The organism is Billgrantia montanilacus (assembly GCF_003336675.1).
In the GTDB taxonomy this organism is placed as follows: Bacteria; Pseudomonadota; Gammaproteobacteria; order Pseudomonadales; family Halomonadaceae; genus Halomonas; species Halomonas montanilacus.
Genome location: NZ_QPII01000001.1, coordinates 327,484 through 348,343 on the forward strand (window position 1 = coordinate 327,484; position 20,860 = coordinate 348,343).

Annotated in this window: 21 protein-coding genes; 18 read left to right on the top strand and 3 right to left on the bottom strand. The window is 63.4% G+C overall.

Annotated features, from left to right (window positions below):
- Positions 1-3: 3 nt before the first annotated feature.
- The 7 genes from DU505_RS01530 to DU505_RS01560 all read left to right on the top strand — a co-directional run bounded on the left by DU505_RS01530 (position 4) and on the right by DU505_RS01560 (position 6,549).
- Complete coding sequence (locus DU505_RS01530) at positions 4-1,767, top strand: SulP family inorganic anion transporter (protein ID WP_114477224.1); 1,764 nt, start codon at positions 4-6, stop codon at positions 1,765-1,767.
- Positions 1,768-1,814: 47 nt separating this feature from the next.
- Complete coding sequence (locus DU505_RS01535) at positions 1,815-2,276, top strand: YeeE/YedE family protein (RefSeq protein ID WP_114477225.1); 462 nt, start codon at positions 1,815-1,817, stop codon at positions 2,274-2,276.
- Positions 2,273-2,686, top strand: a complete 414-nt coding sequence (locus DU505_RS01540) for a DUF6691 family protein (protein WP_114477226.1) — start codon at positions 2,273-2,275, stop codon at positions 2,684-2,686. Before DU505_RS01535 ends, DU505_RS01540 begins: the two co-directional genes overlap by 4 nt.
- A gap of 91 nt (positions 2,687-2,777) precedes the next feature.
- The gene (locus DU505_RS01545) at positions 2,778-3,476 is read left to right on the top strand and encodes a response regulator (protein WP_114477227.1); all 699 of its coding nucleotides are present in this window, start codon (positions 2,778-2,780) and stop codon (positions 3,474-3,476) included.
- Positions 3,473-4,876, top strand: a complete 1,404-nt coding sequence (locus tag DU505_RS01550; RefSeq protein WP_114477228.1) for an ATP-binding protein — start codon at positions 3,473-3,475, stop codon at positions 4,874-4,876. The genes DU505_RS01545 and DU505_RS01550 overlap by 4 nt, the downstream gene beginning before the upstream one ends.
- Positions 4,873-5,520 (top strand): c-type cytochrome, encoded by a 648-nt coding sequence (locus DU505_RS01555; RefSeq protein ID WP_114477229.1) that lies wholly within the window; start codon positions 4,873-4,875, stop codon positions 5,518-5,520. Before DU505_RS01550 ends, DU505_RS01555 begins: the two co-directional genes overlap by 4 nt.
- A gap of 12 nt (positions 5,521-5,532) precedes the next feature.
- Positions 5,533-6,549 (top strand): c-type cytochrome, encoded by a 1,017-nt coding sequence (locus tag DU505_RS01560; RefSeq protein WP_114477230.1) that lies wholly within the window; start codon positions 5,533-5,535, stop codon positions 6,547-6,549.
- 70 nt (positions 6,550-6,619) lie between these two features.
- Here the strand turns inward: DU505_RS01560 and dsbG are convergent, their stop codons facing one another.
- Both dsbG and DU505_RS01570 read right to left on the bottom strand, forming a co-directional pair.
- Positions 6,620-7,375 carry a thiol:disulfide interchange protein DsbG gene (gene dsbG, locus DU505_RS01565; protein WP_114477231.1) on the bottom strand — a complete coding sequence of 252 codons (756 nt, stop codon included), beginning with the start codon at positions 7,373-7,375 and terminating at the stop codon, positions 6,620-6,622.
- Positions 7,376-7,420: 45 nt separating this feature from the next.
- Entirely contained in the window at positions 7,421-8,242 is an 822-nt protein-coding gene (locus DU505_RS01570; RefSeq protein WP_114477232.1) for a TlpA family protein disulfide reductase, read from the bottom strand.
- A gap of 189 nt (positions 8,243-8,431) precedes the next feature.
- Here DU505_RS01570 and DU505_RS01575 point away from each other — a divergent pair, with 189 nt between their 5' ends.
- The 10 genes from DU505_RS01575 to lon all read left to right on the top strand — a co-directional run bounded on the left by DU505_RS01575 (position 8,432) and on the right by lon (position 18,816).
- Positions 8,432-8,944, top strand: coding sequence for a copper chaperone PCu(A)C (locus DU505_RS01575; RefSeq protein WP_114477233.1), 513 nt, complete (start codon positions 8,432-8,434; stop codon positions 8,942-8,944).
- A 144-nt stretch (positions 8,945-9,088) separates the two neighbouring features.
- On the top strand, positions 9,089-9,580 hold the full coding sequence (nrdR, locus tag DU505_RS01580; RefSeq protein WP_114477455.1) for a transcriptional regulator NrdR: 492 nt from the start codon (positions 9,089-9,091) through the stop codon (positions 9,578-9,580).
- 32 nt (positions 9,581-9,612) lie between these two features.
- Positions 9,613-10,749, top strand: a complete 1,137-nt coding sequence (gene ribD, locus DU505_RS01585; protein ID WP_114477234.1) for a bifunctional diaminohydroxyphosphoribosylaminopyrimidine deaminase/5-amino-6-(5-phosphoribosylamino)uracil reductase RibD — start codon at positions 9,613-9,615, stop codon at positions 10,747-10,749.
- Between the two features lie 316 nt (positions 10,750-11,065).
- Positions 11,066-12,223, top strand: coding sequence for a bifunctional 3,4-dihydroxy-2-butanone-4-phosphate synthase/GTP cyclohydrolase II (gene ribBA / locus DU505_RS01590; RefSeq protein WP_114477235.1), 1,158 nt, complete (start codon positions 11,066-11,068; stop codon positions 12,221-12,223).
- Positions 12,224-12,323: 100 nt separating this feature from the next.
- Positions 12,324-12,818, top strand: coding sequence for a 6,7-dimethyl-8-ribityllumazine synthase (gene ribH / locus DU505_RS01595; protein WP_114477236.1), 495 nt, complete (start codon positions 12,324-12,326; stop codon positions 12,816-12,818).
- Positions 12,811-13,317, top strand: coding sequence for a transcription antitermination factor NusB (nusB, locus tag DU505_RS01600; RefSeq protein ID WP_114477237.1), 507 nt, complete (start codon positions 12,811-12,813; stop codon positions 13,315-13,317). The genes ribH and nusB overlap by 8 nt, the downstream gene beginning before the upstream one ends.
- A 9-nt stretch (positions 13,318-13,326) precedes the next feature.
- Entirely contained in the window at positions 13,327-14,295 is a 969-nt protein-coding gene (gene thiL / locus DU505_RS01605; protein WP_114477238.1) for a thiamine-phosphate kinase, read from the top strand.
- Positions 14,292-14,765 (top strand): phosphatidylglycerophosphatase A family protein, encoded by a 474-nt coding sequence (locus DU505_RS01610; protein ID WP_114477239.1) that lies wholly within the window; start codon positions 14,292-14,294, stop codon positions 14,763-14,765. Before thiL ends, DU505_RS01610 begins: the two co-directional genes overlap by 4 nt.
- Before the next feature lie 177 nt (positions 14,766-14,942).
- Positions 14,943-16,181 carry a DUF945 family protein gene (locus tag DU505_RS01615; RefSeq protein WP_114477240.1) on the top strand — a complete coding sequence of 413 codons (1,239 nt, stop codon included), beginning with the start codon at positions 14,943-14,945 and terminating at the stop codon, positions 16,179-16,181.
- A 193-nt stretch (positions 16,182-16,374) separates the two neighbouring features.
- On the top strand, positions 16,375-18,816 hold the full coding sequence (lon, locus tag DU505_RS01620) for an endopeptidase La (protein ID WP_114477241.1): 2,442 nt from the start codon (positions 16,375-16,377) through the stop codon (positions 18,814-18,816).
- A 4-nt stretch (positions 18,817-18,820) separates the two neighbouring features.
- Here the strand turns inward: lon and DU505_RS01625 are convergent, their stop codons facing one another.
- Positions 18,821-19,582 (bottom strand): SDR family NAD(P)-dependent oxidoreductase, encoded by a 762-nt coding sequence (locus tag DU505_RS01625; RefSeq protein WP_181872698.1) that lies wholly within the window; start codon positions 19,580-19,582, stop codon positions 18,821-18,823.
- A gap of 130 nt (positions 19,583-19,712) precedes the next feature.
- On the opposite strand from DU505_RS01625, the gene DU505_RS01630 reads away from it, so the two are divergent.
- Positions 19,713-20,690, top strand: a complete 978-nt coding sequence (locus DU505_RS01630) for a TAXI family TRAP transporter solute-binding subunit (protein WP_114477243.1) — start codon at positions 19,713-19,715, stop codon at positions 20,688-20,690.
- Positions 20,691-20,860: the final 170 nt, after the last annotated feature.

Genomic DNA, 20,860 nt, shown 5'->3' on the forward strand with positions numbered 1-20,860 from the left:
TCGATGGACCCTAAGCGCTACCTGCCCATCCTGCAGTGGCTGCCCGGCTATGGCCGCGCCACCCTGGGGAGCGACCTGTTGGCGGCGGTGATCGTCACCATCATGCTGATCCCGCAGTCGCTGGCCTATGCCATGCTGGCAGGGCTGCCGCCGGAGGTGGGGCTCTATGCCAGCATCGCCCCGCTGGTGGTCTATGCGGTATTCGGCACCAGCCGTACCCTGGCGGTGGGGCCGGTGGCGGTGGTCTCGCTGATGACCGCAGCCGCAGTGGGGCAGCTGGCGCCTCAGGGCTCGCCGGAGTATCTGGGTGCGGCCCTGGTGCTGGCGCTGATGTCGGGGCTGATTCTCACCCTGATGGGGGCGGCGCGGCTGGGCTTTCTGGCCAACTTTCTCAGTCACCCGGTGATCTCAGGTTTTATCACCGCCACCGGCCTGATCATCGCCGCTGGTCAGCTCAAGCACGTGCTGGGGGTGGAGGCCGCCGGCCACAACCTGGTGGAGCTGGGAGCGAGCCTGGCCACCAGCCTGGGCGGGGTGAATGCGCCGACCCTGGTGATCGGTGTCGGGGTGCTGGCATTTCTATACGCCGCACGTCGCTGGCTCAAGGGCGGGCTGGTCAAGCTCGGCGTGCCGGCACGGCCAGCGGACATGCTGACCAAAGCCGCGCCGATTCTCGCCGTGGCGATGACGACGCTGGCCACCTGGTGGCTGGGGCTGGACGAACTTGGCGTCGCCGTGGTGGGCGAGGTGCCTGCGGGCCTGCCACCACTGACCCTGCCCGGCTTTGACAGCGGGCTGTGGAGCCAGCTATTCGTGGCGGCCCTGCTGATCAGTGTCATCGGCTTCGTCGAGTCGGTGTCGGTGGGTCAGACTCTCGCCGCCAAGCGCCGCCAACGCATCGATCCGGACCAGGAACTGGTAGGGCTTGGCACTTCTAACATTGCCGCCTCGTTCACCGGCGGCATGCCGGTCACCGGTGGCTTCGCTCGCTCGGTGGTCAATTTCGATGCCGGCGCCGAGACACCGGCGGCAGGAGCCTTCACCGCCGTGGGCATTGCCGCCGCGGCGCTGCTGTTGACCCCGCTGATCGCCTACCTGCCCATCGCCACCCTGGCAGCCACCATCATTGTGGCGGTGCTGTCTCTGGTGGACATCGCTGCCATCAAGCGCACCTGGGCCTATTCACGCTGTGATGCCGCGGCCATGCTGGCCACCATCCTGGTCACATTGGGGCATGGGGTCGAGAGCGGCATCCTGGCCGGGGTGACCCTGTCGCTGGCGCTGCATCTCTACTACACCAGCCGACCCCACAGCGCGGTGGTGGGGCGGGTGCCGGGCACCGAGCATTTCCGCAACGTGCAGCGTCATGCGGTGGAGACCGACGAGCGGCTGGCCATCCTGCGTGTCGACGAGAGCCTCTACTTCGCCAACGCCCGCTACCTGGAAGACACCGTGATGGCGCTGGCGACGCGGCAGCCGAGCCTTGAGCATATCGTGCTGGCCTGCCAGGCAGTCAATGTCATCGATGCCTCGGCGCTGGAGAGCCTCGAGGTCATCAACGCCAGGCTCAAGGATGCCGGCGTGACGATGCATCTCGCAGAGGTCAAGGGGCCGGTAATGGACCGCCTGTACAACACCGATTTCTGTCGTGAACTGACCGGCCAAGTGTATCTGAGTACCTATGACGCCTGGCAAACGCTACACGGTGATGGGGGAGAGCGGGGGACCGTTTGCGGCAAGTCGGTTGATCGACCCGCATCGGCCTGAGGCGCTCCTTTCTGAATTATTGAAGTACCACTCTGGAGGATATCTACGTGGATTGGATCGCAAATCTGCAAGGGCTTATTGGTGGGGTCATGATCGGGCTGTCGGCCGTATGGCTGATGGCAACACTTGGTCGTATCGCAGGTATCAGCGGTATCGTCGGCAGCCTGGTGACGACCCTACCCAAGGGCGACAGCGCCTGGCGCGGGGCCTTCGTGCTGGGCCTAGTCAGCGGTCCACTGCTACTTATGCTGCTGGGCGGTGGCCTGGGTAACGTGGCCGGCGCGCCTGGCGAAGTGGTCGGCCAGCCCGCCGGTGGGGTGGGGCTGATGCTCGTTGCAGGCCTTCTGGTCGGCGTGGGCACCGGACTGGGCAGTGGCTGCACCAGTGGGCACGGCGTGTGCGGGCTGGCACGGCTGTCGCCGCGTTCATTGGTGGCCACGGTGACCTTTCTGGCATGCGCTATCGTTACCGTCTATATCGTGCGGCACGTGTTCGGGGGTGGAGCATGAAGACGCTGATGGGTTATATCGCCGGGCTGATTTTCGGCCTGGGCCTGGCGCTCGCCGGCATGACCGACCCGGCGCGCGTGCTCGGTTTTCTCGACATTTTCGGCGCCTGGGACCCGACGCTGATGTTCGTGCTCGGGGGCGCCGTGGTGACAACCTTCATTGGCTACCGGATCGTTTTCCGCCAAGAGCAGCCGTTGATTGGCGCGACCTTCCAGCTGCCTACTCGTCAAGACCTCGATGCCCGGCTGATTGGTGGTTCTGCCCTGTTCGGTATCGGCTGGGGGCTTTCCGGATACTGTCCCGGTCCGGCCATCGCCTCCATTGCCGGGCTGACGGCACCGCTGTTTGCCATGCTTGTCGCCATGGTGGCGGGCTGGTTCCTGGCCAGGGCGATTCCTGCCCGCAGTTGACCTTGCGGATATCGTTCCTGAGCGCGCAGGAAGGCCGGGGCAACTCGGCCTGATAGGCACTTCGTTCACCTCGGTCGCCAGGAAGCCCTAAATGCACGTATTGCTAGTCGAGGATGATCCCCTCGTTGCCTCTGGGATCCAGGCCGGTCTCGCAGTCTGCGACTTTGTCGTCGATCTCGCCACGACGCAGGCCCAGGCACGATCGATGGTGGCGCTCGTCGCCACCGACGTGGTGATCCTCGACCGAGGCTTGCCCGACGGTGATGGTCTTCAACTGCTCGAGGAATGGCGTGAAGAGGGTGTCGATGTGCCGGTGCTGGTGCTCACCGCCCGGGATGATGTGGCGGATCGTATCGCTGGCCTCCAGTGTGGGGCCGACGACTATCTGATCAAGCCATTCGATCTGGATGAGCTGGTGGCCCGGCTCAATGCGTTACTGAGACGTGCGTCCGGGCGCTCTCGGGACAGGGTAGAGCATGGGTCGCTGTGTCTCGATCCTGTCTCCCGGGAAGTGTCCCTGGAGGGGCAGCTGGTCCCCCTGTCACGGCGTGAGCTGGTACTGCTGGAGTCGTTCCTGCAGGCCCCGCGCAGCGTGCTCAGCATCGATCAGCTAAAGGATAGCCTGTATGGCATGAGCGATGAGGTAGAGAGCAATGCACTCACCGTGCATATCCATCACCTGCGTCGCAAGCTGGGCGTGGGCGTGATCGAGACCGTTCGCGGCATTGGCTACCGGCTTGGAAAGCCCGAAGCCGTTGGCCAATTCGCTCGACAGCGTCCGCAGCGATGAGCCTGCGCGCACGGCTATTGCTCACCCTTGGGGTGACCTTGATGCTGCTGTGGAGCCTTGCCGCGGCCTGGCTGATGCGCGACCTCGAGGAACAGTTTGTTGCCACCCTGGACCAGCGTCTGGCCCAGTCGGCTCGCATGGTCTCAGGGCTAATGGCCCAACTGCCCGAGGAAGCTTGGCTGCAGGCTGACCAGCGAGCGCTGTCGATTCCTCCAATCGAGGGGCTTGCCTGCCAGGTCCACTCTCCGCGTGGCGAGATCCTCGCCCGCACCCATACCGACCTGGAGAACATTCTCCGTGTCGGCGAGCGGGGCCACAGTTACCGTGAAGCCGACGGCGTCACCTGGCGGGTCTTCGTGTACGAGCGAGACGGCCTGACTATCACCACCGCCGATCGCATGGATGAACGAAACCGATTGCTGCGCGACGTGATCAAGGTGGCGGTGGTCCCTTTTTTGGTGGCTCTGCTGGGCAGCCTGGTAGCTCTGTGGTTCGGTGTGGTCCGCGGCCTGGCGCCGTTGGACCGGCTGCGCGAGTCGCTGGCGCAGCGCCATCCCGATGCCTTGGAGGCGGTTGCCGTCTCTGGAGTACCGTCGGAAATTCGCCCCCTCGTCGACTCGCTCAATGGACTGCTGGCCAGGTTGAACGCGGCGTTCATTCGTGAACAGCGCTTCACCAACGACGCCGCCCATGAGCTGCGAACCCCCCTGACGGCGACCCGCACCCACCTGCAGGTGGCCCAGCGCGTGGAAGGTCCGGCAGCAAAGGCGGCCATGGTCCATGCTGAGCAAGGGGTCGTTCGCCTCTCACGTACCCTGGATCAATTGCTGTTGCTGGCACGGGTCGAAGGTCGAGTGGATTTCGAGGCTGGAGAACCGTGCCGGTTGCGGGAGGTATTTACCCTGGCGCTTCAGGATGCAGACCCGACGGGTAAGGCCGATGTCGAACTGCTTGACAACCTGCCTGAATGGGAGCTGGCCGTGCCGCGTGAGTTGGCAATCACGGCCTTGCGTAACCTGATCGAGAATGCGCTGCGACATGGCGTGAGCGCTCGCCCATTGGTGCTGGGTGTCGATACCGTACCGGCCGGTGTGCAACCGCCGACCAGCGTCACCTTCCGAGTACGTGATCACGGTACGGGGGTAGAGGCCGAGGCGCTCGGGCAATTGACCGGGCGTTTCTGGCGAACCAGCAAGCATCAGGGAAGCGGCCTCGGGCTGGCCATCGTGGCGGCCATCGTCGAGCGCTTCGGCGGTGGCCTTCAGTTCGTACGCCCCGATGATGGCGGGCTGGAAGCCCGTTTGACGCTGCCGGTCAAACGGCGGCAGGAGGTCTGGCACCCCCAGGCCGGTAGCGTCCTGCAAGGGATGCAAAACAATGACGAGAGTGATGCGAAATGAACAGCCTGAGTATTGCAACTAGTCTCGGCCTGTTGCTGGGCCTGACTGCCTGGCCCGCCTTGGCGCAGGAGGCAGACCCGGAGCGTGGCAAGGCCGCAGCTGCTGTGTGCGGGACGTGTCACCAGCCGGATGGCAGCGGACGGCATGTCGCCGATGGAGAATCCTGGCCGAGACTGTCGGGACTGAATGCTGGTTATATTGCCAACCAACTTCATGATTACAAGGAGGGCCGGCGGCGTAACGCCAGCATGCAACCGTTTGCCAATATGCTCGATGATCAGCAGATCGTCGACGTGGCGGCTTACTACGCTAAATTACCCGTTACCGATGGCCAGGGTGGTGATGAGGCCGATGAGGCCCAGCTGGCGCGGGGGGAGCAGCTGGCGTTGCGAGGTGACTGGAACGCCTACATCGTCTCGTGCAAGAGCTGCCACGGGCCCGGCAACGAGGGTGTCGGCAGTACGTTCCCCGGAATTGCCGGCCAGCACGCTGGCTATATCGAGAAACAGCTTCTCGCGTGGCAAGCGGGTGAGCGTGACAATGACGCTCAGAACCTCATGGGAGCTATCGCCAAACGCATGAATGACGAAGACATTCGTGCCGTTGCGGTCTGGCTCTCACGCCAGCCCGTGGCGTCCGAATAAAGGAAAGCCGACATGACGATTCGACGCAAGACAATGGCCCTGGCCGGCGCAACCTTGGTCGCGGGTATCAGCCTGGCCGCCCTGGCGGAATATGAGACCCTGGTGGAACTGGGTTACCCGGCGCCGCGGGAGGGTGAGCTGGTTCATGTGCCGCCAACCATGCAGGACCTCGACGAGGCCGATATTCATCCCGAACTGAAGCAGGTCATCCGTCGAGGCCACGATCTCTTCACCAATACCCAGCAGTTGCGCGGCGAGAATGTCTTCAACGACATGAATTGCTCAAGCTGTCACCTGGGGGAGGGGCGGCTGCCGTTCAGCGGCCCGGTATGGCCTGCCGCCGTCACGCTGCCAGACTTTCGTGGCAAGAATCAGCACGTCAACAGCTTGGAGGAGCGCCTCGCCGGTTGCTTCGCCTACTCCATGAACGGTGCGCCGCCGGCCTATGGCAGTGACGACATGCTGGCGCTATCGGCCTACCATCAATGGTTGGCCAAGGGAGTGCCCATGTACCCGGACCAGCCGATCTATGGCCGTGGTTTCCCACGTCTCGACGAGCCTGAGCAGGCGCCGGACTACGCCCGAGGCGAGCAGGTCTACCTCGAGCAGTGCGCAATCTGTCACAGTAAGGATGGTTCCGGCCACTACCAGGATGGAAAGTATGTCTTTCCCTCTCCCTGGGGTGATGGTTCCAACAACTGGGGGGCAGGGATATCGCGCACCTTCACCATGGCCAGCTTCATCAAGTACAACATGCCACTGGGTCAGCCGATGAGTCTGACCGACCAGGAAGCCTGGGACGTTGCCTACTACATCAATAGTCAGGAGCGACCGCAGGATCCGCGCTATACCGGTGACGTACGAGAAACTCGCGAACGCTTTGAGGCGACCTTCCACAAGCACACACTTTACGGTACCGAACGCCAGCATGACGGGACGCTGCTGGGGGATCATGCCAACATGGGTGAGAAGAAAGAAATGCTGCCCTGGAACCTTGGTGTCCCACGCTTCGAGGATCTGAAAGACTAAGCTTGGGGAGGAATGTGGTCGTCAAGGCCCTGCCCGGTAAACCGCGCGGGGCCTTTGCTCTTGAGCCGGTTCAGTGCGCCTCGCCGCTCATCATCTCGAGCAGTCGTGACTCCTGTGGCATGCCGTCGACTCGTTGCAGGCGCTCTTCATGCCGATAGATTGTGGACGGGGTGGCATAGAGTCCCAGCTCTTCGAAAAGCTGGTTGTTGCGATACACCTGGTCCTCGATATCGCGGGGCTGGGCCGATGGGTCGACATCGTCGCCGCCACTGTGGTCATGCAGGGCGGCTTCGGGATCTTCGGCGCCCAGAAGGGCGGCTGCCTTGGCAGGACTGTCCTGACTAAGGATGCCCACCATGATATGGCGCAGTTGAACTTCACCGGTCTCGACCCAGGGGCGAACTTGCTCCCAGAACTGCCGGCAATAGGGGCAGTTGGGGTCGGTGAAGGTATACAGCACACGGGGAGCCTCCGGCTGGCCATCCTGAATCCAGTGACTCTCTTCCAATTGTTGCCATACCTCGCCTTCCTGGGGCGCCCTCACAAGTTCATCGAGAGGGGCTTCGGAGAGATCGTTGCCCTCGGCATCGATCATGGTGCCGACAATGGCATGATTGCCGTCGGAAGTGACAAAGACGGTCATCTCACGTCCCTGGTGGCTGGCGGCGTAGCCGGTAAGCCCGCTGGGGGCTTCGAATTCGCCGTGAACCTCGAGCCCCTGCTCGGTCAGTGCACGAACCGGGCCCGGCCAGTCGCCGGCATAGACCATCTGGGCTGTGGCAATAGCTGTCAAGCTGGTAGCGAGTAGTGATAATCGAAAAGCCATGTCGATTCCTTGAAATGGGTAGGAAGTTGCATGTTGTACGTGGCGTCAGCGCAGGCGCTCGAGGCCGTTGTGCAAGGTGGCTCGCGACAGTTCGCCAAAGTGCGTATTGCTCAGGCGGCCATCGGCGTCGTAGAAAAGCGTCGTGGGCATGGCCATGGACCCGGTAACCTCGCCAAGTGCATTGGTCGCATCGAGCAGCACATTGTCCAGATCAAGAGAGTGCTCCGTGAGGAATCGGTTCACATGCCGGGCGTTTTCTCCCTGGTTGACGAAGACAAAGGTGATATCGTCGATTTCCTTCTGGGCCTGCTCGAAGACTGGCATTTCGCGGATACAGGGCGGGCACCAGGTGGCCCATAGGTTCACCACCATCGGCTGACCCTCTGTTGCTGCCAGCGACGGCAGGTCAGTAGGGTTGCCCCCAAGGGTGGCCAGGGACGTATCCGGAATCGGTCGCGCGCTTTTCTCCATCAACATCAGGGGGCCGGCGATGAAGCCCCAGGTAAGGGCGCCGGTTAGCAGCGCGCCGGCCAGGGGCACCCGCTGGGCAGGAAGTCGCCACATCAACCAGAGAGCGTAGGCCAGACCCACCACCAGACCGCCAAGTGGATCGAAACCGCCGTCTCGAATATCCAGCATCGAGATCATGTCGTCGTAGCTGCCCCAGTAGCGAGTCACGAACAGCACTCGAGCTCCAGCCAGGCTGAGAAGAAGCAGGGTGAACAGTGTATCGGCCACCGGGGTGCGATGGCGTCGTCCGATCAGGGCTCCGGCCAGCAAGGCCATCCCGAAGGCCAGCATGACCAGCACCTGGCCCAGTGAGAACCCCAGCGGACCCAGGGCGATGCTCTGTTGCAAAGCGTTCATGCAGCGCAGTCCTCCTATGACGAGCAGTCCGTCGCAATGGACTCGCCAGTGTGTCAGCTCTCGATTAACTGCCGGTTAACGCCGGACTGTGTCGAGTTGACGCAGCCTGGCTCCGAGGCAGGTAACGGCATAGTATGCTGCTCGTTTCCCCTCTGTCGTACAGCGTAACGAAACAACAAGGAGCCCCGCATGATGTTGCCCCGTACTCTTCTACTCGCTACCGGCCTTTCGTTGGTATCGCTTGCGGCCTTTGCCGACCCGCTGACCGTCGAAGACGCACAGGTTCGCGCCGTTCCGCCTGGCTCGGAAACCTCGGCAGCTTTCATGACGCTGCATAATACCGGCAACAAGGATATCACCCTGGTGGATGCCAGCTCGCCCGCCGCCGAGGTGATGGAGTTGCATAATCACGAAGATATCGATGGCGTGATGCAGATGCGCAAGGTGTCGAGCATCATCGTTCCCGCCGGTGAAACGGTGGCGCTGGCACCCGGCGGACTGCACATGATGTTGATCGGTTTGATTTCGCCGCTGGTGGAGGGGGAGCCGGTTGAGATCGAACTCCGGTTCGAGTCGGGCACGTCCCAGCGATTCGAGGCGCCGGTTCAGCGTATCGTCGTGGACAGCGGGGGGCGGCATGGCCATGAACCTGAACCTGAACATGAACTTGAACATGGGCACAAGCAGGAGCACGCCCACTGAAGGATTGGTCCGCCCGGGATGTTCTGGAAAGGGCTGAGCTGTGCGGCCAGCGGGGGAGCGGGTACACTATCGTATCAACTAGCTCACACTTTTTGACACACGAGCGACCCAGTGGTCGCCCCGCTTCGCATTCGGATCGATACCATGCATTGCCCCTTCTGTGGCGCCCATGATACCCGTGTGACCGACTCCCGCCTGGTGGCCGAGGGCGATCAGGTGCGCCGTCGCCGCCAGTGCACCGACTGCGGCGAGCGCTTCACCACCTACGAAACCGCCGAACTGGTAATGCCCAGGGTGGTCAAGGCCGATGGCTCCCGCGAAACCTTCAATGAGCAGAAACTGCGTGCGGGCATGCTGCGGGCGCTGGAGAAGCGTCCGGTCAGCGCCGAGTCCATCGAGGCCGCCGTGGAGCGGATTCGCCAGCGGCTGCGAGCCAGTGGCGAACGCGAGATCCAGGCTCGGGATATCGGCGAGGCGGTCATGCAGGCACTCAAGCGTCTCGATCAGGTTGCCTTCATTCGCTTCGCTTCCGTCTATCGCCGCTTTCAGGATATCGACGAATTTCGTGCCGAGATCGACCGCCTGTCGCGAGAGCCCGGGTTCCCGCCGGGAACCGCCGACGATGGCGAGCGCTGATTTCCGTTTTTCCCCTTCTGCCAGGGAGTGATATGGCCAAGACCACCGCTGCCGCCTGGATGGCTCGGGCGCTACAGCTGGCCCGCCGAGGCCTCTATACCACCGACCCCAACCCCCGCGTGGGCTGTGTCCTGGTCAAGGATGATCGCCTGGTGGGGGAGGGCTGGCACGCGCGTGCCGGCGAGCCCCATGCCGAGGTTCATGCCCTGCGGATGGCGGGCGAGACGGCTCGAGGCGCGACCGCCTATGTGACCCTGGAGCCGTGTTCCCACCAGGGGCTTACCGGTCCCTGTGCCGTGGCCTTGATCGATGCAGGCGTGAAACGGGTGGTGGTGGCCATGACCGACCCCAACCCGGAGGTGGCCGGCCGCGGCATCGCCATGCTGTGCGAGGCGGGTGTCGAGGTGGAGGTCGGGCTGCTGGAGGAAGAGGCCAGGGCGATCAACCCCGGTTTCCTGTCGCGCATGACCCGTCATCGCCCCTTTGTGCGCCTGAAGATGGCCATGAGCCTGGATGGGCGCACGGCGATGGAATCGGGCGAATCGCAGTGGATCACCGGCCCCCATGCCCGTGCGGAAGTCCAGCGACTGCGCGCTCGCTCCAGCGCGGTGGTGACCGGCGTCGATTCGGTCATCTTCGACAATTCACGCTTGACCGTGCGGGCGAGCCAACTGGGCCTGGACGATGCTGACGTCATCGCTCGGCGCCAGCCGCTGCGGGTTGTGGTCGACACCCAACTGCGCTTGCCCCAGGCCGCAGCCTGCCTGCGAGAGCCCGGGCGCACCCTGGTAGCCACGGTGGCGGGCTACGATGGCGAGCGGCGTGCCCGCCTGGAATCCGCCGGTGCCGAGATACTGGTGCTGCCGGCGGATGAGAACGGCCGGGTCGATCTTGTCGCCCTGCTGCATTACCTGGCCGAGCAGGAGCTGGTCAACGAGGTGCTGCTGGAAACCGGCGCTACCCTGGCCGGTGCGATGCTCGATGCCGGCCTTGTCGACGAGATGCAGCTGTTTGTGGCACCGACTCTGCTGGGTGGCGAGGCGCGGCCGCTATTCGCCTTGCCGGGACTGACCCGTATGGCCCAGCAGCGTCCTCTGGAGATTCTCGATATCCGCGCCATTGGCCGAGACTGGCGAATCACTGCGCGGCCCGGGCGGCTTCAGGGCTGAGTTCATCAGGGCGCCGGGAACAACTCGGGGAGGAGGTCTTTTTCCAGGGATGGAAAAAGTAGCGTCCAGGGAAGGATTCACAGCGCCTCCTCACCGAGTTTTGTTCCCGGGACAGCCCGCTCGCTACAGGAGTTAGCGCCGAACCAAGGGTGCTCACTACTGGCGCCCGACGCCGAGCCAAGGTACCCTGACGCCCATTCGAGGCGGGGCATAGAACTTTAGTAACCTACTTTCATAACGTACTTTGGCAACGTGCTTTGGCAACGTCCCTGTTGCAGTGCCGCGACGCCTTTTCGCTGAATCATTCGGAGATTCCATGGTGCAATCTTCCCAAGGGGGCCTGGCTCCCATCGAAGACCTGATAGAGGACATTCGTCAGGGCAAGATGGTGATCCTCATGGATGATGAGGATCGTGAGAACGAGGGTGACATCATCATGGCCGCCGAGAAGGTGGGGGCCGAGCACATCAATTTCATGGCACGCCATGCCCGCGGCCTGATCTGCATGCCGATGACGCGCGAGCGCTGCGAGCGCCTCAAGCTGCCGCTGATGGTAAGCGACAACGGGTCGGGCTTCGGCACCAAGTTCACCCTCTCCATCGAGGCCGCCGAGGGGGTCACGACGGGCATTTCCGCCGCCGACCGGGCACGCACCGTGCAGGCGGCAGCGGCGCGCAACGCCCGGGCCGAGGATATCGTCCAACCCGGTCACATCTTTCCGCTGATGGCCGAGCCAGGTGGCGTGTTGCGTCGTGCCGGACATACCGAGGCGGCCTGCGACCTGGCAGCATTGGCTGGCTGTGATCCCAGCGGTGTGATCTGCGAAGTCATGAACGACGATGGCAGCATGGCCCGTCGTTCCGAGCTCGAGCAGTTCGCCGCTGAGCACGGTTTGAAGATGGGTACCATCGCCGACCTGATTCACTATCGCATCCATAATGAGCAGACAGTGGAGCCGGTTGAGTCGACCCCGGTCAACACGGCCGTGGGCGAGTTGACGCTGCATGTCTTCCGCGATCGTATTCAGGGGGCGCATCACGTGGCGCTGGTCAAGGGCAACCCCACCCCCGAATCGCTGACCACTGTGCGAGTCCATCTGGCCGATACCATGCGGGACCTGCTCGGCTTGCAGAAGGGTGAAGGCACAAACTGGACCACCCACAGTGCACTGGAGGAAGTGGCCCGCGTCGACCAGGGTGTCTTCGTCCTGCTCGACGATGGACGGCCGCATCAAGACTTTCGAGACCAGCTCGAGGTATTCCTGGAGCGTCGTCGTCTGCCTCGTACCAGCGATTCGGATGGTGCCGGCAACTACCTCACCATTGGCACGGGTTCCCAGATCCTGCGCCACCTCGGGGTGGGGAAGATGCGGTTGCTCAGCTCGCCGTGGAAGTTCTCCGCCCTGTCTGGCTTCGATCTCGAAGTGGTCGAGCTGATTGCGCCGGGCGACAGTGAGGCCGATGCCGAGACCTGAGACGGCCGCCGTCTGGCGCTAAGATGAAAGTCTGCCCACCCTCGGGTGCGCCCAGTGGATTCAGCAGGATCTAAAACCGAATTTCAGCAGGATTAATCCGATGCATACCTTGTCTCAGTTGGAAGGCAACTTCGTCGATGTCGACGGTCGCTATGTGATCGTGGTGGGGCGTTTCAACCATCATGTGGTCGACAGCCTGGTAGAGGGCGCCGTGGATATCCTGATGCGCCACGGCGTGGATGCCGACCACATCGATATCGTCCATGTGCCGGGTGCCTGGGAGCTGCCGCTGGCAGTGAAGCGGGCCCTGCAGGTAGCCAAGCCCGATGCGGTGATCGCACTCGGTGCAGTGATTCGTGGCGGTACGCCGCACTTCGAATATGTGGCGGGGGGCTGCAATTCGGCACTCGGCAGCCTGCAGCTGGAGTTCGATACACCGATATCCAACGGGGTGCTGACCGTCAACTCCATCGAGCAGGCCATCGAGCGTTCCGGCACCAAGGCCGGTAACAAGGGCGCCGAGGCGGCCATGGCGGCCATGGAGATGGTGTCGCTGCTGCGCGGCTTCGGTGATGTCGGAGAAAATCATGAGTGAACCACGCCCCAAGCGCGCCCCGTCGACGGGCCAGCAGGCGAGGCGTGCTGCCCGCGAGCTGGCCATCCAGGGGCTCTATCAGTGGCACATGACAGGCAAGTCCATCTCGGCGGTGGAATCGGAGTTCCGTAGCCAGTTGCCCGACGAGGACATGGAGGACCATGAAAACTGGGCCAAGGTGATGGAGATCGCCGACCTGGCGCTCTTTCATGACCTGCTGCATAACGTCGCTCGCTATCGCGGCGACCTGGATGCCGCTATCGGGCCGTTGCTCGACCGGCGTATCGAGGAGTTGGATCCCATCGAGCTGACCATCCTGCGGCTCGGAGCCTACGAGCTGTCGCATCGGCTGGATGTCCCCTACCGGGCGGTGATCAACGAGGGGGTCGAACTGGCCAAGTCCTTCGGTGCCACCGACGGCCACAAGTACGTCAACGGTATCCTCGACAAGCTTGCCTCACGGTTGCGTAGCGCCGAGGTCAGCGCGCGTCGCCGCTGAAGGTATCCAGTGACCAGTGAATTCGAGCTGATCGCCCGTTACTTTACTCCGGCCGCCCCAGGCTCACGGGCCGGTGTGGCCTTGGGCGTGGGCGATGACTGTGCGTTGCTGGTGCCACGGCGTGGGTCACGGCTGGCTGTCAGCGTCGATACGTCGGTTGCTGAAGTGCACTTTCCCACGGCTGCCCCGGCCGAGTCGATCGGCCACCGGGCGCTGGCGGTCAGTCTCAGCGACCTGGCTGCCATGGGGGCCGAGGCCCGCTGGTGCCTGATGGCATTGGCGATGACCGATGCCGATGACACCTGGCTGTCCAACTTCGCCCGCGGCTTTCATGGTCTCTGTGAGGCCTCCGGTACGAGCCTGGTTGGCGGTGACGTGACCCGGGGGGAGCTGGCGATCGGGGTAACGGTCATGGGCGAGGTGCCCGAAGGGCAGGCCCTGACCCGTGGCGGATCGAGACCCGGCGACGTTCTGGCGGTGACCGGGGCCCTGGGAGGAGGCGCCGGTGGCCTGGCGCTATGGCAGCGGGGCGAGAAGGATCTGGAGCATCCCCTGCTGGTGCGCTACCTTCGCCCCCAGCCTCGCCTGGGCGCGGGCCAGGCGTTGCGTGGCCTGGCCACTGCGGCCATCGATATTTCCGATGGACTGCTGGCCGATCTGGGCCATGTGCTGGCCGCTTCCGGGGTGGGCGCGAGGGTCGATGTGGAGGCGCTGCCCCTGGCAGAAGGGCTGCTCCATGCCTTGGGCCCTGAGCGGGCCCAACAGGCGGCACTGGGTGGCGGCGATGACTACGAGTTGCTGGTCAGCCTGCCCGCCGACGCCTTGGAGGAGGCCACTCGTCGCCTGGACGGGCTTGGGCTGGCCCTGACACCGATCGGAACGATCACGGCCGAACCTGGCCTCTCCGGGGTGGCCGACACGGCACTCGTTGGCTGGCAACACTTCGGGGCAGCGGACGTGAAGAGAGGCGCCACATGAATCGCGCTCCCCAGAGCGTCTGGCGGCGCCCCGTTCATTTCTTTGCCTTTGGCCTCGGCAGCGGGGCCGTGCCCTGGGCCCCTGGCACCTTCGGTACCCTGGCGGCCATTCCGTTCTACTGGCTGATGTCCGAGCTGCCATTGAACTGGTATCTGATGTTGGTGACGGTCTCCTTCGTCGCGGGCATCTGGCTGTGTGACAAGACCTCACGCGACCTCGGCGTTCACGACCACTCCGGCATCGTCTGGGACGAATTCGTCGGCTACTGGATCACCATGGCCGCGGTGCCCTTCTCATGGGAAGCGGCGCTCTGGGGGTTCATCCTGTTTCGCATCTTCGACGTCTTCAAGCCGTGGCCCATTCGCTGGGCGGACCGTCGTGTTGCGGGGGGGTTCGGCATCATGATCGATGATGTCCTGGCCGGAATCTACGCCTGGAGCACCATGCACCTATGGCTTTGGTTACACTGAGTTACTGGTGATGCGATAGTTGGTGAGAAAGTTGGTGAGAAAGTTGGTGAGAAAGTTTCCGCGATAATTGGCGCGATAATTGGCGCGATAGCGGGTGCGGTAGTTGATGTAATGCCGTTGTGATAGCCGGTGTAATCGTTGATGCGATAGTCAAGGAAACGACAAGGAGGCGGAGCTGTGCGCAAGGAACGTCTCATCGTCCCGCTGCTGGTGCTGCTATTGCTGGCCTGGCTGGCAGGACAGGCCATTTCCAGCTATTTCTTCGAACGTGAAATGGTACGAACGCTCGATGATCTCGAGGCCAGGGGAGAGCTGGTCGTGACGCGCTCGGAGGTAGAGCAGGGCTGGTGGTCCTCGACCGGACGCATTCACCTGGCGCCGCTGCTGGGGGACGTATGGCAGCTGGAGTTCACCTACAGGGCGCGGCACGGCGTACTCAATACGCACTTGAACGGTGAGGCGATGCTGCGCCATGGCCCGGATGCCGCACAGTTGTTCGGTGATCTCATGGCCTCGTCGCCCCCGCTCTGGCAGGCTAGCTACCACACCTTGACCGGCACTCTGGAAGGCGGGCTGCGTCTCTCGCCCTTGCGAATCACCCAGCAGGATCGCGAACTGGTGTTCGATGGCGGCCGGCTCCATGTCAGCGGTGAGCAGGGCGACTGGCGTCTCCGAGCGCATCTCGATGCCTGGCGGTTGACCGACGGGGTCGCCAGCCTGTCCATCGGTCCCTCCACGCTGAACAGCCATTACGCCTATACCGAAGATGCCCATGCCTTCACCCAGGAGGACCGGCTTCAGGTCGAATCGATGGCCTGGCGCCAGCCTGAGTTGAGCCTGGATGCCAGCAATCTCAGGGTCACCAATCGCACGGCCCTGGATGAGCGGGAGCTGAGGATGCAGCTCGATATCGACCTGGGCGAGGTACAGACGGCCGGCCAGGTGCTGCTCACCGGCGAGCTGGCACTCGAGCTGTCGCGCCTGAATGCCGATGCCCTCCGGGCCAGCATGTCGCGGCTACGAGAGCTGGCGGCCAGTGGTCATCATCAACTCGATCGTCGCGAGCTGTTGGCACAGCTCGAGCCGCACATGCTTCAGGTCCTGCAGGATTCGCCACGCCTCGACCTGCTGAACCTCCAGTTGGATAGCCCCATGATGGGGCTGTCGGCACACGTCGATGGCTCGCTGTTCTTCGACGGGCGCCGTCTCGACGAGCTGAGACTGGTCGACATCGACGACCCCGACATGCGGGAGCGTTGGCGGCGTCGGCTCGACGGCGATTTCACCTGGTACGACCTGCCTACCGTGGCGGCCCTGTGGCTTGGCTTGCCACTGGACACCCGCACCCTGGAAGTCGACGTGGGGCGAGGACAGGTGCGCGTCAACAGCCGCTCCTTGCCTCAGCTGTGGCGCTGAACCAGTTCGGCCTATTGTGCTTGCCCGTTTCGCTTCCCTGCCTGTCTTTGCTCCCGTCACGATTTCACGCCACCTTGAACACGACACATTCAACACGCCACCTGGAAATAGTGGGTCAATGACTTGAAGTTGCCCGGTTGCGCCCGCATTCCTCAGGTCAGACTCCGGCACCCAGCTTCAGGAAGAGGTTTCGATGAGCGACTACGATCAGGATGAGCAGAATTGGCAACAATCGATGCGTGACGACTCGGACGAAGCGTGGACGGGCTCCGATGGTGAAGCGGAAGAGACCCTGAACAATGCCATGGTCCCGGCAAGCGAATACCTGCCCGAGCGTATCTACTTGCTGCCGATTCACAACCGGCCCTTCTTTCCTGCGCAGGTTCAGCCGCTGGTGATCAACCGCGAGCGCTGGGAGGACACGATGCGTCGGGTGGGCAATACGCCCCACCACACCCTGGGGGTTGCCTTCGTCGGCGATACCGGCATCGACGACCTGAGCCATGAGACGTTTCCCGAGTACGGCACGGCGGTCAAGGTTCACAAACTGCAGGGAGAGGACCAGCAGCTCCAGTTCATTGCCCAGGGCCTCAGGCGCTTTCATATCCAGCGCTGGCTATCGAAGAAGCCGCCCTACCTGGTCGAGGTGAGCTACCCGCGGGAACCTGTCGACTCCGATGAGGACGAGACCCGCGCCTATGCCATGGCGATCATCAACGGCATCAAGGAACTGCTGCCGATCAACCCGCTCTACGGCGAGGAGCTCAAGCACTACCTCAACCGCTTCAGCCCCCACGAGCCCGGGCCGCTGACCGACTTCGCCGCGGCCATCACTTCGGCACGGGGAAGCGAGCTGCAGAAGGTGCTGGAAACCCTGCCGGTTCAAGCGCGCATGGAGAAGGTGCTGCCGCTGCTGCGCAAGGAGATCGACGTTGCCCAGCTGCAGACGGAGATCAGCGAGCAGGTCAACGCCCAGATGCAGGAGCGGCAGCGGGAGTTCTTCCTGCGCGAGCAGCTCAAGGTCATCCAGCGCGAGCTGGGTATCTCCAAGGACGATCGCGAGAACGACGTCGATACCTTCCGTGACCGCCTCGAGAGCCTGGTGGTGCCGCCCAAGGTGCTGACCCGCATCGAGGAGGAACTCGACAAGCTCTCGGTGCTGGAGACCGGCTCGCCGGAATACGGCACCACGCGCAACTATCTCGACTGGCTGACATCGATGCCCTGGGGAGTGCGCAGCGCCGACCAGATGGACCTCGCTCACGCCCGCGGGATACTGGATCGTGATCATGACGGGCTCAAGGACGTCAAGGAACGCATCATCGAGTTTCTCGCCGAGGGTACCTTCAAGGGCGATGTGGGTGGGTCGATCCTGCTGCTGGTGGGCCCCCCGGGGGTAGGCAAGACCTCGGTCGGGCGCTCCATCGCCGAGGCCCTGGGGCGTCAGTTCTATCGTTTCTCGGTGGGCGGCATGCGTGATGAAGCCGAGATCAAGGGCCACCGGCGCACCTACATCGGCGCCATGCCGGGCAAGCTGGTGCAGGCGCTCAAGGAGGTCGAGGTCGAAAACCCGGTGATCATGCTCGACGAAATCGACAAGATGGGGCAGTCATTCCAGGGCGACCCGGCGTCGGCGCTGCTCGAGGTGCTCGACCCCGAACAGAATGTCGACTTCCTTGACCACTATCTGGACGTGCGGCTCGATCTCTCCAAGGTGCTCTTCGTCTGTACCGCCAACACCCTGGATTCGATACCGGGGCCGCTGCTCGACCGCATGGAACAGATTCGGCTGTCGGGCTACATCGCCGAAGAGAAGGTGGCCATCGCCAGGAACCACCTCTGGCCCAAGCTGCTCAAGCGCGACCGGATCCCGAAGAAGCGTATCAACCTGACGGATGCCGCGCTGAAGCAGGTGATCGAGGGCTACGCCCGGGAAGCCGGTGTACGCCAGCTGGAGAAACAGCTGCACAGCATTGTGCGCAAGGCCGCAGTCAGGCTGCTGGAGGGCGACCAGGCGTCAGTGAAGGTGTCGGTCAAGAACCTGGAGGAGTACCTCGGCGCGCCGCTGTTCCGCCAGGAGCAGGTGCTCAAGGGGGAGGGCGTGGTCACCGGCCTGGCCTGGACCTCCATGGGCGGGGCGACTCTGCCGATCGAGGCGGGCAAGGTCCACTCCCTGACCCGGGGCTTCAAGCTTACCGGCAAGCTGGGCGAAGTGATGCAGGAGTCGGCCAATATCGCCTACAGCTATGCTCTTGGACACCTGGCGGAGTATGGCGCCGACGCGGACTTCTTCGACTCCGCCTTCGTCCACCTGCATGTGCCCGAGGGCGCGACGCCCAAGGATGGTCCCTCGGCCGGGGTGACCATGACCACGGCACTGCTCTCTCTCGCTCGTCACCAGTCCATCGACCGGCCCCTGGCGATGACCGGCGAACTGACCCTGACCGGGCAGGTACTGCCGGTGGGTGGTATCCGCGAGAAGATCATCGCGGCTCGCCGCAGCAAGATCTTCGAAGTGATCCTGCCAGAGGCCAATCGCCGTGACTATGCCGAGTTGCCTGACTATCTCAAGGAGGGGGTCACGGTGCATTTCGCCAGGCGTTACCAGGACGTGGCCAAGGCCGCCTTCGGCTAGCCGGCTAGCCTCTCGTGGGCGAACCTCTCGTTGGCGAACCCAGGGAAACGCTGGCGCCGCCATCGATGATCAGGGTGTCGCCGGTGATGAAGGTGTTGGCCGGCGAGGCGAGGAAGGCGGCGGCGTGCGCGACCTCCTCGGCCACGGCAACGCGGCCGAGCGGGGTGCTGGCCTGCCACAGGCGGCGGGATTCCGAGTCGGCGCTCTGCATGCCGGTGGCGACGGGGCCCGGCGCCACCGCGTTGACCAGTATGCCGTGGGAGCCCAGCTCCACCGCCAGTGCCCGAGTCAGCGCAAGGATCGCACCCTTGCTCATGGCATAGGTGGAGCGTTCGGCGGTGGTGCGCAGGCCATGGGCCGAGGCGACGTTGACGATACGCCCACCCCCGCTGGCCATCATCAGCCGGCTAGCCGCCTGGAGTGCCTGGAAGGCGCCGGTGACGTTGACCGCCATCATCGTGTTCAGATCCTCACCCGAGACCTCGACAAAGCGGCCGCGGCGAATCACGCCAGCCGCGTTGATGCAGGCATCGAGCCCCTTGCCATGTCGCTCGATCTCCGCAAAGGCCTGGGCGATGCTGCCGGGGTCGGCCAGGTCGCAGGCCACGAATGACGCACGCTCGCCCCAGGTTGCCAGGGTGTTCACGACTCTCTCCTGGCGCTCATCCCTATCGAGCAGGAAGACACGGTCCCCAGCCTCGAGCATTGCCTTACAGATGGCAGCGCCGATTCCACCGGCTGCGCCGATTACCGCCACAATACGCATACTCTTTTCCTCGATGGCCAGATTCGGGTGGTCAGGGCTGAAAAAATCGGCATTATAGTTCTTTGCGGGACGTTCTTTGATAACAACCGACATCGCTCAGCGATGCTGGACACCTCCAAGGGAGACATACATGCGTCAGTTCACTCCTTCTTTCACTCGCACCCTGTTGGCTTCCGCCACTGCCGTCCTGATGGGCGCCGCGGCCTTCTCCGCCCAGGCCGAAACCCGAGTGACCTATAAATCCGCTTCAGCCGGCACCGCCTACTACCAGATGGGGGTGGAGCTCTCGGAAGCGATTCGCAAGGGTACCGACGGCGACATCCAGCTCACGCTGGAAGAGAGCCAGGGCTCGGTGCAGAACGTGATGGAAGTGATGGCCCGCCAGGGCAACTACGTCTTTACCACGCCTCCCGGCCTCGTGGAGAGCGCCATGGCCGGTGAGGGGCCCTTCGCCGAGCGACAGAGTCCTCGTTTCCAGGAGATTCGTGGCCTGTTCCCGATCCCGGCGATCACCATGCACTTCGTTGCGGCCGGTGGCGAGGGTGTCATCGGGCTCGAGGATCTGGAAGACAAGCATATCCTGATCGGGCGCGGCACTTTCGGTGCCCGGGAGGCCGAGCGTTATCTCGAGCTGTTCGACATGATGGACAAGGTGCGCGTGGCCAGCGCCGAGATCGGCAGCGGCCCCGATGCGCTGAAGAACGGGCAGATCGATGCCTTCGTCACGGCGAGTTCCTTTCCCACTCCCAACGTGATCGAAACCGCCGCGAGCATGTCGATCAGCCTGGTCAGCCTGACCGACGAGCAGATCGAGCAGACCGGCGCGGCACGCCAGACCATTCCGGCCGGCACCTACACCGGCGTGGATCAGGACGTCGAGACCACCTCGCTGCCCGTCATTGCCTATACCACCACCGGTATGGACGACGACACCGCCTACACCCTGACCAAGACCTTCTGGGAGCGTCGGGATGCCATGGCGGAAGAGACGGCCTGGTGGGGCAGTATCACCCACGACATGGTCGGTAACATCGCCGGGTCGCTTCACCCGGGCGCGGTGCGCTACTACGATGAGGCTGGCATCGAAATTCCCGACGAACTGCGCTAGGCCCTGTCCGAAAACTGGCTGCACTTGGCCATACGGCGTTAAAAATCGGCTCAAAGTACTCATTTACACCCCGTAAACTCCGTCTTTTCGCCGATTTTTGCCTTGCGACCCACAGGGATGTGGGAAGTGCGTTGGCCCGTAGGGAACGGGCCTAGCCCTGGCCTTCGTTC

Coding starts and splice junctions, on each gene's coding strand:
- DU505_RS01530 (WP_114477224.1), top strand. CDS start 4: ATGGACCCTAAGCGCTACCTGCCCATCCTGCAGTGGCTGCCCGGCTAT.
- DU505_RS01540 (WP_114477226.1), top strand. CDS start 2,273: ATGAAGACGCTGATGGGTTATATCGCCGGGCTGATTTTCGGCCTGGGC.
- DU505_RS01545 (WP_114477227.1), top strand. CDS start 2,778: ATGCACGTATTGCTAGTCGAGGATGATCCCCTCGTTGCCTCTGGGATC.
- DU505_RS01550 (WP_114477228.1), top strand. CDS start 3,473: ATGAGCCTGCGCGCACGGCTATTGCTCACCCTTGGGGTGACCTTGATG.
- DU505_RS01555 (WP_114477229.1), top strand. CDS start 4,873: ATGAACAGCCTGAGTATTGCAACTAGTCTCGGCCTGTTGCTGGGCCTG.
- DU505_RS01560 (WP_114477230.1), top strand. CDS start 5,533: ATGACGATTCGACGCAAGACAATGGCCCTGGCCGGCGCAACCTTGGTC.
- dsbG (WP_114477231.1), bottom strand. CDS start 7,375: ATGGCTTTTCGATTATCACTACTCGCTACCAGCTTGACAGCTATTGCC.
- DU505_RS01570 (WP_114477232.1), bottom strand. CDS start 8,242: ATGAACGCTTTGCAACAGAGCATCGCCCTGGGTCCGCTGGGGTTCTCA.
- DU505_RS01575 (WP_114477233.1), top strand. CDS start 8,432: ATGATGTTGCCCCGTACTCTTCTACTCGCTACCGGCCTTTCGTTGGTA.
- nrdR (WP_114477455.1), top strand. CDS start 9,089: ATGCATTGCCCCTTCTGTGGCGCCCATGATACCCGTGTGACCGACTCC.
- ribD (WP_114477234.1), top strand. CDS start 9,613: ATGGCCAAGACCACCGCTGCCGCCTGGATGGCTCGGGCGCTACAGCTG.
- ribBA (WP_114477235.1), top strand. CDS start 11,066: ATGGTGCAATCTTCCCAAGGGGGCCTGGCTCCCATCGAAGACCTGATA.
- ribH (WP_114477236.1), top strand. CDS start 12,324: ATGCATACCTTGTCTCAGTTGGAAGGCAACTTCGTCGATGTCGACGGT.
- nusB (WP_114477237.1), top strand. CDS start 12,811: ATGAGTGAACCACGCCCCAAGCGCGCCCCGTCGACGGGCCAGCAGGCG.
- DU505_RS01610 (WP_114477239.1), top strand. CDS start 14,292: ATGAATCGCGCTCCCCAGAGCGTCTGGCGGCGCCCCGTTCATTTCTTT.
- lon (WP_114477241.1), top strand. CDS start 16,375: ATGAGCGACTACGATCAGGATGAGCAGAATTGGCAACAATCGATGCGT.
- DU505_RS01625 (WP_181872698.1), bottom strand. CDS start 19,582: ATGCGTATTGTGGCGGTAATCGGCGCAGCCGGTGGAATCGGCGCTGCC.
- DU505_RS01630 (WP_114477243.1), top strand. CDS start 19,713: ATGCGTCAGTTCACTCCTTCTTTCACTCGCACCCTGTTGGCTTCCGCC.